Here is a 14,186-nt window from a genome sequence, read left to right as displayed (position 1 = left end):
AAACCAAGCCACATCACCGGAGGAGACACGATGAAACGCACCTACACACGCATCGCCATGGCAGCACTGGTTGCCAGCGCCTGGATGACGCAGGCCAGCGCCGACGAATTCCTGGTCGGCGCGGAAATCCCGCTGACGGGCAACCTGGCGCGCGTCGGCGCCGGCATGCAGGAAGGCATCATGGTCGCGGCCGAAGTCTTCAACAAGACCAACGGCAAGCACACCATCAAGATCATCACCGTCGACGACGAATCGGCACCCGCCAAGGCCATCGCCGCCGTGGAAAAGCTGGCCAGCCAGGGCGTGGTGGCCATCACGGGCGGCTATGGCTCGAACAATATATCGCCCGCCTCGGACACGGCGAACAAACTGGGCCTCGTCTACATCACCTCGGGCGGCGTGGACGACAGCCTGGTGTCCAGCGGGCGCAAGAATTTTTTCCGCATCAATAACACGGCCGGCTACGAAAAAGCCATGCTGGGACTGCTGCAAGACGTGGGCGCCAAGTCCGTCTCCATCGTGTACTCGACCAAGGACGCCACCACGGGCCTGGCGAAGGACGTGGAAAAAGCCCTGGCAGCCAAGGGCGTGAAAGTGACGACGCACTCGTTCGACCCGGCGATTACGGACTTCAAGCCCATCATCAACAAGATCAAGCTGCAGGACAAATCGGAAGTGGTGGCCATGGTCGGCTATGAAAACGACTACGTGGGCATCATCCGCGCCGCCCGCGTGCTGAAGCCGAAGATCAAGGCCATGGTGGGCGTGTGGTCGCTGGCCACGCCAAAAATGGCGGCCGACTTCCCCGACCTGATGCCGAACGTCTTCGGCACGGCCCTGCTGCCCTTCCCTACCGAATTCAAGACGGCCGACGGCAAGGCGTTCAGCGACGCCTACAAGCAGCTGTACAAGAAGGAACCGGACTACCTGGGCCAGTTCGGCTATGTGCAGTCGATGCTGCTGTTCGAAGCCATCGCGCGCGCGGCCGACAAGGGCACCATCAAGAAAGGCGGCGTGGCCGAGGAAATGCGCAAGACGGACCGCGAAACCCTGATCGGCCGGGTGCAGTTCGCCGCCAACGGCGACAACCAGAACTTCGTGCACCGCATGGCGCAGCACCAGGACAAGAAAGTGGTGATCGTCTGGCCGAAGGACCACGCCACGGGCAAGCTGGCCTATCCAGCCCTGCCCTGGTAGGCAGCCTCCCGCTGCGCACGCGCGCGTCCGCCCGGGCGCGCACCGATGAACGGCAGCCCTGGCGCATCCTCGCGATGCTCGTCGGCTGCCTGACGGGATGACGACATGACAGAATTAATCTTGCAAGCCCTGTATTCGGGCTTGCTGCAGGGCGGCTCCTACGCCCTGATCGCACTGGGACTGGCGCTGGTCTTCGGCACCATGAAAGTGATCAACCTGGCGCACGGCGAACTGGTGCTGCTGGCCGCCTACATCGCCTACAGCGTCGAATCGGGCCTGGGACTCGGTCCCATGTTCGCCATTCCCATCGCACTGGTGATCGTCAGCCTGACGTCCGTGGGCGTCTACCTGATCGTCAGCCGCATCAAAAAGGACCGCGAAATCAATTCGCTGATCCTTACCTACGGCATCGGCGTCATCCTCACCAATTTCATCCTGCTCGTGTGGAAGGCCGACATCCGCTCGACGTCGTCCAGCTGGCTGCAGGAAGGGTTTGAAATCGGCCCGTTTTTCAGCATGCGCAGCGAAGTGATTTTCTTTGGCGTCAGCCTGGTGCTGATGGCGGCGCTGTGGCGCTGGCTGTCCACCAGCTGGTATGGCCGCGCCGTGCGCGCCGTCTCCAGCAACCGCGACGCGGCCAAGCTGATGGGCATCGACCCGGGCCGCACGGAACTGGTGTCCTTCCTGGTCGCCGGTATCCTGGCCGCCTTCGCCGGCGTCGCCTTGTTCAGCTATGGCGTGATCCAGCCGGCCTACGGCGGCGCGCTGACGGTGAAAGCCTTCATCATCACGGTATTGGCCGGCATCGGTTCCATCCCCGGCGTGCTGCTGGCCGCCGTGCTGCTGGGCGTGGCCGAGGCGCTGACCGTCACCCTCGCCAGCTCCGCGCTGCAGGAATTGTCCGGCATGGTGCTGTTCCTGCTGGTGCTGTTCATCATGCCGAACGGCTTGTTCGGCGCACAACGGAGGCGCGGATGAAGCGCTCGACACTGATTTCCACGGCGGCCCTGCTGCTGGCCGCGTATATCGTCGTGCCGCTGGCCCTGGGCGCCAACCAGTATGTGATGAGCATGGTGGTGGCGGCCCTGATCATCGGCGGCGTGGCCATGTCCTGGGCCCTGCTGGGCAACTTGGGCGGCATGGTCAGCTTCGGCCACGCAGCCTTCTTCGGCGTAGGCGCGTATGTCTCCGCGCTGGCCACCGTAAAACTGGGCTTGCCCGTGTTTGCCGCCATGCTGCTGGGCGGCGCGGGCGCGGCCATCGCCGCCGTCATCATGCTGCCCGTGCTGCGCCTGCGCGGTCCGTATTTTGCGCTGGCCATCCTCGCCTACGCCCACATCTTCCGCATCCTGGCCACGGAATGGAGTTCCGTCACGGGCGGCGCCGGCGGCATCAACAATATCCCGGCCTTGCCTACCGTCTTCGGCTTCGACCTGGCCAGCAAGACAGGCGCCTACCTGGTGGTGCTAACCTTGGTGGTGGCGTGCGCGTTTGCCTACAGCCGCATCCGCGCCAGCCACTACGGCATCGCCCTGCGCGCCATGCACGACAGCGAAGACGCCACGCGCGTCGTCGGCGTCAACAGCACCCTGCTGAAAGGCGCCATGCTGCTCGTGTCGGCCTTCATGGCGGGCCTGTTCGGCGCCTTCAACGCCCACTACATCAATTTCCTGGAACCGGATTACGCCTTCAACAGCCTGTGGGTGACCTTGCCGATCGTGGCGGCCATCTTCGGCGGCTACCGTACGATACTCGGCCCCGTGCTGGGCGCCGTGGTGGTCTACCTGGTCGACCAGCTGATTTTCAAGTCGCTGATCCCCACGGGCCACCAGCTGGTGCTGGGCGTGCTGCTGGTGGCGATGATCGTCTTCAGTCCGAACGGCTTGCTGCCGCTGCTGCGCAAACTCGTCAAAGCGAAGGAAAAAGCACATGCTTGAACTCGATAATGTGTCCGTGCGCTTCGGCGGCCTGACAGCCGTCGATTCCGTCACCCTGAAGGTGGGCAGCCACGATGTGATCGGCCTGGTGGGCGCGAACGGCGCCGGCAAGACCACCCTGTTCAACGCCATTTCCGGCCTGGTGCGCCCCACCAGCGGCGGCATCCGCTTCGAAGGGCTCGACATCATGGCCACGCCCATGTATCAGCGCGCGCGCCTGGGGCTGGGCCGCACCTTCCAGATCCCGCAGCCCATGCATGAATTGACGGTGCGCGAAAACCTCGTCGTGGCGCAGCGTTTCGGCACCGGCAAGGTGGATATGCGCAAGATCGATGAAATCCTCGATTTCACGAGCCTCGCGGACAAGGCGCAGCGCGACGCGGCCAGCGAACTGGCGCTGACGGAATTGAAGGCGCTGGAAGTGGCCAAGGCGCTGGCGACGAACCCGAAACTGCTGCTGCTCGACGAAGTGCTGGCGGGACTGGAAACGAATGGCAAGCGCCGTTTCATGGGCATGCTGAAGGATTTGCATGCCGCCTTTGGCGTGGGCATCGTCATGATCGAGCACGATATCGAAACCATCAGCAATCTGTGCCAGCGCGTGGCCGTGCTCAATTTCGGCCAGCTGATCGCCGACGGCACGCCCGATGCGGTCTTCCGCAACCCGGCCGTCATCGAAAGCTACACGGGAGCCGCGCATGCTTAACATAGAGAATCTGCGCGCCGGCTATGGCGCCATCAATGTGCTGTGGGATGTGTCGCTGTCCATCCAGAAGGGCAAGCTGACCACCATCATCGGCCCGAACGGGGCCGGCAAGACCACCCTGCTGCGCGCCATCATGGGCTTGCTGCCCGTGGGTGCAGGCAGCATCGCGCTCGATGGCACGCCCATCAACGGCACGCCGACGTGGAAGATGAGCGACGCGAGGGTCACGATGATCCCCGAGGGGCGCATGACGTTCCGCGACATGAGCGTGGAAGAAAACCTGATCATGGGCGCCTTTCCGAAGGAGCACCGCAGCCACATGCCCGCGCGCCTGGCGGAAGCCTACGCCATGTTCCCGCGCCTGCACGAGCGCCGCAGGCAGCTGGCAGGGTCCCTGTCCGGCGGCGAGGCGCAGATGCTGGCCATGGCGCGGGGCTTGATGTCGGATCCATCGCTGCTGATCATCGACGAACCGTCGCTGGGCCTGGCGCCACTGGTAGTCAACGAACTGTTCGACATCCTCGCGCGCCTGAACGACGGCAAGCGCACCATCATCCTCGTCGAGCAGAACACGGCGCGCGCCGTCGGCGTGGCCGATCACGTCTACCTGATGCAAAGCGGCAAAGTGGCGCTGTCGCAGGCTGCTGCCGAGGTCGACCTCGATCACCTGCATGCGCTGTACTTTGCGCGCTAATCGGCGGCAAACACCAGCCCTGGCATCTTCGCCACGCAATCGAGGTTCAAGGGTGCGCGCGGGTCACGCAGGAATGCCAGTGTCAGCTGTCCGCCGCAGCGGTTGAACATGGCGCCATGCGCCTGGCCCGGTATCTGCACGAAGCGCGCGTTGGGCATGCTGCGCAGCAGGCGCCGGCCCCAGGCTGGCGGCGTCACGGGATCGAATTCGCCGGCCAGGATCAGGACCGGCACGTCGCTTTTCACGGCATCGTTTGCCTGCGCCGCAGCCGCTGCAACGCGCCAGGCGCCGCACATCCCGGGCGTCGCCGTGCGGTTATCCACGCCGCCCAGCCCCAGAGCCGGCGCCACCTGCGCGGCCATGCGGCCGGACTGCTCGAACGGCATCTCCTCGCCGCACCAGATCGACAGGCGCAGTCCCCAGTTGAAGCTGGAAGGAGCGCTGCGCAGCAATGGCAGCAAGCCTTGCGGACGGCCCTGCCCCGCTTCGCTGATCAGGCGAGGCAAGGCGGGGATCAGCGCGGGCTGCTGCAAGCCCTCGGCCAGGGCATTGACGATGTCGCGCCGGCGCAGCACGCGCCCGGGCGCCGCGATGCCGTCGCGGTCCGCGCGCGCAAGCAGCGCGTCCAAGCGTCCGCGCAGGTCCGGATAGCGCACGTCGCACGCAGGCTCCGTCGCGCAACCGTCGAGGACCAAGTCGATGGCGCGCCGCAGCGGCGCGGCGGCCATTTCGTCATAGTTGATGTCAACAGGCAGCACGGAATCGAGCACCACGCTGCGCACGCCCTCGGGATGGCGCGCCAGCACCGTCTGCGCCAGGCGGGTGCCGTAGGAGTAGCCGATCAGGTTCCACTGCGCGATGCCGAGCAGGCGGCGCAGATCGTCGAGGTCGTCCGCCGATTCCGCCGAGGTGTAGCCATCGAGGTCGATGCCGGCCGCCACCAGCCCGGCACGGCAGCGTGCAACGGCCTCGGTCTGCGCGGCCGGCGTGGCCTCCGCCGCCCGCAGCGCGTTCAGCTCAGGACAGGCGAGCGAAGGCTGCGCATGCTTGTTGCCGCGTCCTTCCAGCAATATCTGGTCGCGTTCCAGCAGGAAGGGATTGCCTTTGCCGCTGCTGCGCCCGTCGATGCTGCTCAAGCCCGGCCCGCCCGGGAGATACACGACGGGATCGGCGGCGGGCGTGGCCGCGCCTCTACGGAAAATCATGACCGGCAAGGCGATGGCGCGGCTGTCGGCCTTGCCCCGATGTTCGGGTACGGTCAGCATGCCGCACTCTATCTTTTCGCCCGGCAGCACCTGCACTGCACAGGCGGACGGTGTAAAGGCCGGTTTGACGGGCAGTGTGTCCGGCGCGGCGGCGCAGGGCTGCGCCGCTGTTACCAAACACGCGGCGGCAAGCATGGAACGGCGAAATGGAAGCAAGGAACCTCCTCGGCAGCATGGGCATACGACAGGATGGAGTGGTACATTGGCCACTCATTTAGTTGCCAGATTACCACGCAATCGCGGCCCTGGCCGCAAGACTCTGTTACCGGGCCGGGGCGCAGTTCGACCGGCCTGCGGCCATCACTCGTCGTCCTCGTCCTCGTCGTCGGCCAGCTTGTCAAACACCTGCAGCTCGGCCTTGCTCAGTCCCGTCATCACGAAGGGATCATCGGCAGGAAAGCGGCCAGTATCGACCAGCATGCGCAGCTTGCTCAAGCGGTCGCCCAGCGCCAGCGCTTGCGCCTGCGGATCGGCGTGGTCATCGGCGCCGGCCTGCCCGATCGCGCGGGTCACGGACTCGGGAAACTCCCATAATTCGGCGATCCGTACCGACAAGATGCGCGCTTGCGCAAACACCTGGGCAATGAAGGCGTCCGATTGCGGGAAGGCATCGGGCGCGTGCATCTGGTCGATCAGGCGGAACGCCACCACCAGGCCCACATTGGCCATCAGCCCCGCCAGATAGGCGTCGAAGGCGTTGGCCTGCATTGCGGGCGCGACCAGGTTGGCCGCCAGCGCACATTTCTCGGACTGGCGCCAGATCAGCGGCGCCGTGCGTATGGTCAACCCGCCACTCTGCATGCTGACGATGGGGCGGAAGGCGACGCGGGCGAGCAGCATGCGCATGCCGTTTTGCCCGAGCAGCATGATGGCGCCTTCCATATTGTTGATCGACGGGCTGGCGTTGTAGCGCGAATGGTAGCGGGGCCGGTTCGCTTCGCGGTAGACCTCGGCGACCAGCGGCACGTCCTGGGCCAGCTGGCGCGACAGCTCGGCCGCGCTCATGTTTTCATTTTGCAAGGTACGCATCAACTGCGGAATGATGGCGGGAATGCGCGGCACCAGCGCGGCGCCGGCGATCGGTTCACTGGCCAGGCGCGTCAATTCGTCCAGAATCTGCTGTTCGGCCTGCGCTGTCGCCTGCGCCGAACCGGCGGCCGCCAGCCAGCGGTAGTAGATGGCATCGATTTCGGCGATGGTGGCTGGCTGCCGTGTCATCTCGGGCGCCGCCGCTGCCGTGACTGGCGCAAGCTTGCTTTTTTCGCCGCCGTTCAGTAATTTTCCTATCCAACCCATTGCTTTTCCAGCCCTATATGCATCACTATCGCGACATCCGCTGCGCGATTTTACTTGATGACAGCCGTGCCGGTGCGGCGGGCGTGGCCGCCTTGGTCCACCTGCCGCAAAGTGCTACAGTGGCGCTCTCGCAGTTTCCCCTCCTTGCAAGGTAAATCATGAGCAACATGCTGGCCCGCTACGTCACCACCCAGGCGTACAACAACGCCTGGAGCAACCACCGCCTGCTGAAAGCCTGCGGCGAGCTAAATCTGGCCGAATTCCAGGCGACGCGCGTCAGTTTTTTCCCCACCATCCAGTTCACCCTGAACCACATCCTCACATGCGACTGGTTTTATCTCGACGCGCTGGAGCGCGAGCTGCGCGGCGAGGCGCCGCATGCCGACTGCTATGCCTTCTTTGAACAGGACGAGCCATTTACCGACTGCACCACGCTGCAGGCGGCCCAGCATACATCCGACGCGCGCCTGATCGCCCACTGCCGCAGCCTGTGCGATGCCGACCTGGCGCGGCCCGTGACGATCCTGCGCGACACGCCGCAAGTCGACACGCGCCAGCGCATGCTCGCGCACTTGTTCCAGCACCAGATCCACCACCGGGGGCAAGTGCACGCCATGCTGGCCGGCACGCGCATCGCGCCGCCCCAGCTCGACGAATTCTATTGCGCCGGCGAAGCGGGCGAGCGAGCGCAGGATTTTGCGGAACTGGGCTGGACGGAAGACGACGTGTGGGGGCCACGCTGAATGCAAACATGAGAAAACTTCTTAGATGCAATTGAAATAAGAGAAATCGCAGCTAACGATAGTGCTAGAGCAGCAAGTTGTTGATCGGAATACCCACTACAAGTCTTGAACAATGCTACGTATGCAATCCTCGATACCATTGTCGCGGGAAACTTCACTGTTGGGTTGCAGCGAAATATGACCTACTTTGGCGCGGATACCAGCCACGAATCGTCAGTTGTCTTCGAATAGTCCGCCATACGCGGCATCTCCATTACAGCAAAATGGCTCATGCACAGATTGAAGTGAAATCTTTGAAGTGGCATACTCGTCCATCGGAAAGAAAGCGCCCCCAGGCTCACAATATATCGCGAAATCGCCTTGTTTCATACCGCAGTTTTCACAGTGGTTCATCCAATATGAGCTGTTGGTAGTTTTGCTGAAGTCCACGTAATAGTGACGTGTTATCAGTTTAAGACGAGCGATAACGGTAGGTGGAAGATCAGTAACGTAAAGAGCCATCGCCGAACTATCGTGCTCATACCATTCATCGACACCGTCCTCGTCCTGTTCTACCGTCTGATGCCCTGGTGGCAAAACAAATCCATATACTCGCGTCAACTCGTCGCACTTCCAGCAAACTGTCTCTGTTTGAGCGATACCATAACGCTGTGATCGAATATTAACGTCCGGTACCGTCGGCAGCCAACGACCAAAAGCACTGAAGTCCACACCGTCAGGCACAAACCAAACCTTCAGGGTAGCATCCCATCGAGCTCCAAGTTGCTTGGCTTCGTCTTTCTCAGAAAACGGTACGTTGAGATTAATACGTGCCATACGGTTCCTCCTCACCTTTTATTAGTCGTCAATAATAAAATTGATTGGCGTCACCACAACACTGACTTCGCACAACCGAATATCCTTGAATTATATAACGAGCCAGTGCCAGGTAAATTCCGCTTCCGAACAATTCTTGCTTTTTAAATGCATCAATTAACCGCAACAATATTCTCGGCCTCAAAAAACCAATGGATAAGAAACTCGGATTCCAGAGGCTGCTTATCGCAGATGCAAAATCTTCTTATTTTTAAAATTCATCATCCCAAACAATAATTTTTCAAATGCAAATTAGCTGTAGTTTGATGACCAAACCAAGTCTAACTTTTCTAATGAGGAAATGTATTTGAGGACGAAGTATGCTTTTGTTTGACGAATGTAGAAGCTTCATCTGATGGTTTACTAGCGGCCGGAATTATTCCCCGGCGTGGCAGCACACGCACAGCTTGTTACCATCGAGGTCGCGGAAGTAGGCGCCATAGTAATGGGCGTGGTAATGGGGCCGCAGGCCGGGTGGCCCTTCGCACACGGCGCCCAGCGCCAGCGCGGCCCGGTGGCAGCGGTCCACCTGCGCGCGGCTGGCCGCCAGCAAGGCCGTCATCTGGCCATTGCCGGGAGCCGCCGGCAAGCCGTCGTGCGGCGCCGTCAGCACGAACAAGGGCCGCGGCGCATCCTGCGCCATCCAGCCCGCCCAGGGCTTGTCCCGGTCATGGAATTTTTCGATCAAGCCCAGCTCTCCCAGCAGGGCAGTGTAGAACGCGTAAGCGCGGGGAAAGTCGTTGGTGCCGAGACAGATATGGGACAGCATGCTGCTCCTTCATGAATTCATGCATGTGCGGCGAGATGCGCGAGCTGATTATAATGGCGCATCGCATTCCCACACGATCCCATGCCAGACCTCGACCGCCTTCAGTTGTTCGCCCCCTCCAGCGCCGACCTTCCCGCCTTGCTGGCCTTCGAACTGGAAAACCGCGCGTACTTTGAAAGCTGGGTCACGGCGCGCGCGCCATCCTATTACCACCAGGAAGCCATCGCCGCCGCCATCGAGCAGGCGCAGCGCGAACGCCAGCAGGATCTCGCCTACCAGTATCTGGCCAAACTGGATGGGCAAATCATCGGCCGGGTCAACTTGACGGCCGTCACGCGCCCCTATTTCAACAAGGCGACGCTCGGCTACCGCATCGGCGAACGGTTCGGCGGACGCGGCTACGCCACGCGCGTGGTGGCCCTGCTGCTGGAAGAGGCTTTCGGCACGCTGGACCTGTGGCGCGTGGAAGCGACGGCGCGGCCGCAAAACCTGGGCTCGGTCGCCGTCATGCAGCGCAACGGCTTTCACCAGTATGGCCGTTCGGAAAAAGCCATGCGCTTCCAGGATGCCTGGTCGGACTTGCTGTACTTTGAACGGCGCAAGGAACACGCGGGCGCCTGAAAAAACCGAGCAACTGCTCCATAAAGCAGGCGATCCTCACCTGATGTTGTAAAATAGGCAAATATGGCGCAGCGTCGGCCATGTCGCTTGCCAGCCTTTCGCGCACGCGGATGCACTCACACTCAGGGAACAACATGCGCAATACAGACAAGAAAGCCTACCTCGTCGGCGGCGGCATCGGCTCGCTGGCCGCGGCCGCCTTCATGATACGCGACGGCGGCATGCAAGGCAGCAACATCACCATTTTCGAAGCGTCGCCCGTGACCGGGGGCAGCCTCGACGGCGGCGGCAATGCCGAAGATGGCTATACCCTGCGCGGCGGGCGCATGCTGACCACCGACAATTACGAGTGCACCTGGGACTTGTTCAAGAGTATCCCCTCGCTCGAGCATGCGGGCCAGAGCGTCTACGACGAAACCATCGCCTTCAACGACCTGCACCTTCCCCACTCGCGCGCGCGCCTGGTCGACCGCAACCGTTTCAAGGTCGACGTCAGCAGCATGGGCTTTTCCATGCAGGACAGGCTGGAACTGCTGAAGCTGACGGAAGCGGACGAAGACACGCTGGGCAGCAGCTCCATCACGGACTGGCTCTCGCCCGCATTCTTCGACACCCGGTTCTGGACCATGTGGGCCACCACGTTCGCCTTCCAGCCCTGGCACAGCGCCGTCGAGTTCAAGCGCTACCTGCACCGCTTCATGCTGGAGTTTTCGCGCATCGAAACCCTGGCCGGCGTCAAGCGCACCGTCTACAACCAGTACGATTCGCTGGTGCGCCCGCTGGTCGCCTGGCTGCAGGCGCAAGGCGTGAACCTCATCATGGATTGCACGGTGACCGATATCGAGGTGCAAGAATCCGATGGCCGCCTGAGCGCCACCGCCATTGCCTGCCAGCGCCGCGGCTTGGCCGACGTGGTCCCCGTCTCCGCGGGCGACCTGGTGTTTTTCCAGAATGCATCGATGACGGATGCGTCCAGCTATGGCAGCATGCACCGCGCGCCCGCCAGGCGCACGAAGCACGACAGCCATGGCTGGCGCCTGTGGGAAAAGCTGGCCGAGGGACGCCCGCAACTGGGCCGTCCCGCCGCCTTCAACAGCAGCATCCCCGAATCCTACTGGGCCTCGTACACGGTCACCTTGAAGGACAGCGCCTTCTTTGACAGGATGGAGCGCTTCACGGGCAACAGCGCGGGCACGGGCGGCCTCGTCACATTCAAGGACAGCAACTGGCTCATGTCCATCGTGCTGGCGCACCAGCCCCATTTCGCCGGCCAGCCCGCGGGCGTGCAAGTATTCTGGGGCTATGCGCTGCACCCTGACCGCATCGGCAACTTCGTCGCCAAGCCCATGTCCGACTGCAGCGGCGAAGATATCCTGCGCGAGCTGTGCGGCCACCTGAACTTCGACCTCGAGCTCATGGCCACGGCGAACTGCATTCCCTGCCGCATGCCGTACATCACCAGCATGTTCATGCCCCGCGCAAAGAGCGACCGTCCCCTGCCCGTGCCGGCCAACTCCGTCAACCTGGCCTTCGTCAGCCAGTTCGTGGAAATCGCCGACGATGTCGTCTTCACCGTGGAATACTCGGTGCGCGCGGCGCAGACGGCCGTCTACCAGTTGCTGAGCGTGCAGCGCGCAGTGCCGCCCATCCACGCGCACGACAAGTCGCTGAAGGTCAAGCTGGACGCCGTCATCAAGGCGTTCAAATAGCCGTATTTTGCGGGCTCAAGGCCGTTTTCAGGCTATCGGCCGCGACTTTGTGGCAGCGCAAGGCACCGTGATAATGGACTGATAACGTCAAGGTTCGGGAATCTTATCTATCTTGCAAAGTCCAACATGAAAGTGCGGCTACGCCTGTTCGAACATGTGCTGCTGGTGCTGGCATTGGCCGTCGTCATCTTTGCCGCCGCCATCGTGCTGGCACGCATGACGCAGTGGGCGGAAGCGCAGGAATTGCCCGTCTACCTCGTGCAGGGCATGCACCTGGTGGGCAAGGTGCTGTTTTTCCTGGATGGCTGCATCGTCATCGCCGTCAGCAGCAGCATTCTGGCCGCCCGGCTGTTCCGCCTGCTCACCAAGGAGGATTTATGAACGACCTTCACTACCTGTTCACGCTCCGGCATCCGCGCCGCTTCTGGTGCAGCGCCATCGTCATCGCCGTGGCCTCGGCCATCCTGCTGGGTCCCTGGCTCGACAGTATTCCCTGGCTGGTGGCGATCCCCTTCGTGGCTGGCGGCTTGCTGGTGGCGCTCGGCGAGCTGTGGGACGAGATGCACGGCAAGCGCCGGCGCAACGGCGACGACGACGCGCATGCGCCGTGCCGGCATCCCTGAAACCGGCGTAGTGATGCGTGCACGCAACAATGGTCACGCCATCGGCCGCGCCTGCGTTGATTTAAGACTGGCTTCAGCCTTGCCGTGCATCGTGATATGGCGCCAGCAGCAATGGCGCTTCCCTTCACCCTCACGGGCACTGCCCAGCGAAAGAGCCGACATGAGCACATGGATGCGCGCCAACAAAGGTTTTTTGATGTTCCTCCTGCTGTTCGGCGTGTTCCGCACGGCCGTGGCGGACTGGAATCCCATCCCGTCGGCGTCGATGCGCCCCAACCTGCTCGAAGGCGACGTGGTCTTCGTCAATCGCCTCGCCTTCAACCTGAAAGTGCCGCTCACCGATATCGTGCTGCAGCGCCTGGGCGAACCGCAGCGGGGCGACATCGTTACCTTTTCCTCGCCGAAAGACGGCACGCGCCTGATCAAGCGCATCGTCGCCCTGCCCGGCGACACGGTGGAAATGCGCGATGAGCAGCTGGTCATCAATGGCCAGCCCGCCCAGTACACGGCGCTCGACACGGCCCCTGAAACCATCGCCCACGTGGGCCAGCTGACGGCGCAACGCATCCGCGAACGCAACCAGACCGAACAGCACAGCATCCAGGTCTTGCCGCAAATCGCGGGCGCGGCGCGCAGCTTTGGCCCCGTGACGGTGCCGGCCGACCATTTTCTCATGCTGGGCGATAACCGCGACAACAGCGCCGATTCGCGCTACTTCGGCTTCGTGCCGCGCGCGTTGCTGATCGGCAAGGCCGAGCGCATCCTCGTGTCGGCCAATATCCAGGAGCATTGGCAGCCGCGGCTGCAGCGCTTCGGCATGAAGCTGGAATAAACATCCCTCCTGCAACGGCGCCATGCTTTTCGGTTAGCATGGCGCATCATGCAAAATTTTTCCTCAGCCAGCCTGCGGTCCGCCAGCGACGATCTTGCCCTCGAGCAACTGGCGCAGTTCCTGCGGCGCCATCCCGACGTGCTGCTGCTGACGGGCGCCGGCATCAGCACGGCGTCCGGCATACCCGATTACCGCGACACGCAAGGCGTGCGGCGTGGCAATGCGCCCGTGCAAGGCCCCGATTTTCGCCGCCAGGAAGCCGTGCGCCGCCGCTACTGGGCGCGCAGCATGGTGGGCTGGCCAACCCTGGCGCGCGCTACGCCGAATCCCGGCCACCTGGCCATCGCGCAACTGGCCCGGCGCCAGAGAATAGGCGGCCTGGTCACGCAAAACGTGGATGGCCTGCATCAGCAAGCGGGCAGTCCGGCAGTCACGGAGTTGCACGGCAGCATACATGGCGTGGTCTGCCTCGATTGCCATACCCGCCACACGCGCCGCCTGATCCAGGATCAGCTCGAACACGACAATCCGCAGTTGCTGGGTGCCACGGCCACGCCGGCGCCTGACGGCGACGCCTTGCTGGAGCCATCGCAGCTGGCCACCTTCCACCTGCCCGTCTGTCCCCGCTGCGGCGGTACCCTGCAGCCGGACGTGGTGTTTTTCGGCGATGGCGTACCCGCCGCCTGCGCGGCTGAAGCCGAGCGCAAAATGATGGAAGCTGGCGCCCTGCTGGTGGTGGGCTCGTCCGTCATGGTGTATTCCAGCTTTCGCCTGTGCCGCATGGCGGCCGAAACGGGCAAGCCCGTGGCCGCCATCAACCTGGGCAAGACGCGCGCCGACCATTTGCTGGCCTTCAAGACGGAAGCGCCGGCGCAAGATACCCTGCCGCTCCTCGCGGCCATGCTGGATTGATGCGGTCCCTGCCGCTGCCACGCGGAT

General features: G+C 62.9%; 16 protein-coding genes. 12 read left to right on the top strand and 4 right to left on the bottom strand.

Annotated elements, in window-relative coordinates; all coding sequences use genetic code 11:
- The first annotated feature begins 30 nt into the window (after positions 1–30).
- The 5 genes from NCG91_RS21960 to NCG91_RS21940 all read left to right on the top strand — a co-directional run bounded on the left by NCG91_RS21960 (position 31) and on the right by NCG91_RS21940 (position 4,534).
- Entirely contained in the window at positions 31–1,197 is a 1,167-nt protein-coding gene (locus NCG91_RS21960) for an ABC transporter substrate-binding protein (RefSeq protein WP_251351196.1), read from the top strand.
- A gap of 105 nt (positions 1,198–1,302) precedes the next feature.
- Entirely contained in the window at positions 1,303–2,175 is an 873-nt protein-coding gene (locus NCG91_RS21955) for a branched-chain amino acid ABC transporter permease (protein WP_035817692.1), read from the top strand.
- Positions 2,172–3,134, top strand: a complete 963-nt coding sequence (locus tag NCG91_RS21950) for a branched-chain amino acid ABC transporter permease (RefSeq protein ID WP_251351195.1) — start codon at positions 2,172–2,174, stop codon at positions 3,132–3,134. The genes NCG91_RS21955 and NCG91_RS21950 overlap by 4 nt, the downstream gene beginning before the upstream one ends.
- Positions 3,127–3,840: an ABC transporter ATP-binding protein gene (locus NCG91_RS21945; protein WP_251351194.1), complete on the top strand. Its 714-nt coding sequence runs from the start codon at positions 3,127–3,129 to the stop codon at positions 3,838–3,840. The genes NCG91_RS21950 and NCG91_RS21945 overlap by 8 nt, the downstream gene beginning before the upstream one ends.
- Positions 3,833–4,534, top strand: a complete 702-nt coding sequence (locus NCG91_RS21940; protein ID WP_251351193.1) for an ABC transporter ATP-binding protein — start codon at positions 3,833–3,835, stop codon at positions 4,532–4,534. Before NCG91_RS21945 ends, NCG91_RS21940 begins: the two co-directional genes overlap by 8 nt.
- On the opposite strand, the gene NCG91_RS21935 is transcribed toward NCG91_RS21940, so the two are convergent.
- Entirely contained in the window at positions 4,531–5,799 is a 1,269-nt protein-coding gene (locus tag NCG91_RS21935; RefSeq protein ID WP_251351192.1) for an alpha/beta hydrolase, read from the bottom strand. The genes NCG91_RS21940 and NCG91_RS21935 overlap by 4 nt on opposite strands.
- Before the next feature lie 300 nt (positions 5,800–6,099).
- Positions 6,100–7,017 (bottom strand): HDOD domain-containing protein, encoded by a 918-nt coding sequence (locus NCG91_RS21930; protein WP_251351191.1) that lies wholly within the window; start codon positions 7,015–7,017, stop codon positions 6,100–6,102.
- 236 nt (positions 7,018–7,253) lie between these two features.
- Between NCG91_RS21930 and NCG91_RS21925 the strand changes: the two genes are divergently transcribed.
- On the top strand, positions 7,254–7,838 hold the full coding sequence (locus NCG91_RS21925) for a DinB family protein (RefSeq protein WP_251351190.1): 585 nt from the start codon (positions 7,254–7,256) through the stop codon (positions 7,836–7,838).
- Positions 7,839–8,051: 213 nt separating this feature from the next.
- On the opposite strand, the gene NCG91_RS21920 is transcribed toward NCG91_RS21925, so the two are convergent.
- On the bottom strand, positions 8,052–8,654 hold the full coding sequence (locus NCG91_RS21920; RefSeq protein WP_251351189.1) for a DUF5710 domain-containing protein: 603 nt from the start codon (positions 8,652–8,654) through the stop codon (positions 8,052–8,054).
- Between the two features lie 415 nt (positions 8,655–9,069).
- On the bottom strand, positions 9,070–9,462 hold the full coding sequence (locus NCG91_RS21915) for a VOC family protein (RefSeq protein ID WP_251351188.1): 393 nt from the start codon (positions 9,460–9,462) through the stop codon (positions 9,070–9,072).
- 81 nt (positions 9,463–9,543) lie between these two features.
- Between NCG91_RS21915 and NCG91_RS21910 the strand changes: the two genes are divergently transcribed.
- The 6 genes from NCG91_RS21910 to NCG91_RS21885 all read left to right on the top strand — a co-directional run bounded on the left by NCG91_RS21910 (position 9,544) and on the right by NCG91_RS21885 (position 14,159).
- The gene (locus NCG91_RS21910; RefSeq protein WP_180278577.1) at positions 9,544–10,083 is read left to right on the top strand and encodes a GNAT family N-acetyltransferase; all 540 of its coding nucleotides are present in this window, start codon (positions 9,544–9,546) and stop codon (positions 10,081–10,083) included.
- Positions 10,084–10,163: 80 nt separating this feature from the next.
- A complete protein-coding gene (locus tag NCG91_RS21905; RefSeq protein ID WP_354004633.1) occupies positions 10,164–11,792 on the top strand; it encodes an oleate hydratase in 1,629 nt (542 codons plus the stop codon).
- Positions 11,793–11,918: 126 nt separating this feature from the next.
- Complete coding sequence (locus NCG91_RS21900) at positions 11,919–12,173, top strand: hypothetical protein (RefSeq protein WP_251351186.1); 255 nt, start codon at positions 11,919–11,921, stop codon at positions 12,171–12,173.
- Complete coding sequence (locus NCG91_RS21895) at positions 12,170–12,415, top strand: hypothetical protein (protein ID WP_251351185.1); 246 nt, start codon at positions 12,170–12,172, stop codon at positions 12,413–12,415. Before NCG91_RS21900 ends, NCG91_RS21895 begins: the two co-directional genes overlap by 4 nt.
- 160 nt (positions 12,416–12,575) lie before the next feature.
- A complete protein-coding gene (gene lepB, locus NCG91_RS21890; protein WP_251351184.1) occupies positions 12,576–13,247 on the top strand; it encodes a signal peptidase I in 672 nt (223 codons plus the stop codon).
- A gap of 48 nt (positions 13,248–13,295) precedes the next feature.
- Positions 13,296–14,159 (top strand): NAD-dependent protein deacetylase, encoded by an 864-nt coding sequence (locus tag NCG91_RS21885; protein WP_251351183.1) that lies wholly within the window; start codon positions 13,296–13,298, stop codon positions 14,157–14,159.
- Positions 14,160–14,186 lie beyond the last annotated feature (27 nt).

Origin of the sequence: Janthinobacterium kumbetense, from assembly GCF_023703445.1 — a bacterium.
Classification (GTDB): domain Bacteria; phylum Pseudomonadota; class Gammaproteobacteria; order Burkholderiales; family Burkholderiaceae_D; genus Janthinobacterium; species Janthinobacterium kumbetense.
Note: the sequence above shows the minus strand (reverse complement) of the source record. Positions and strands in the feature narration are given on the sequence as shown.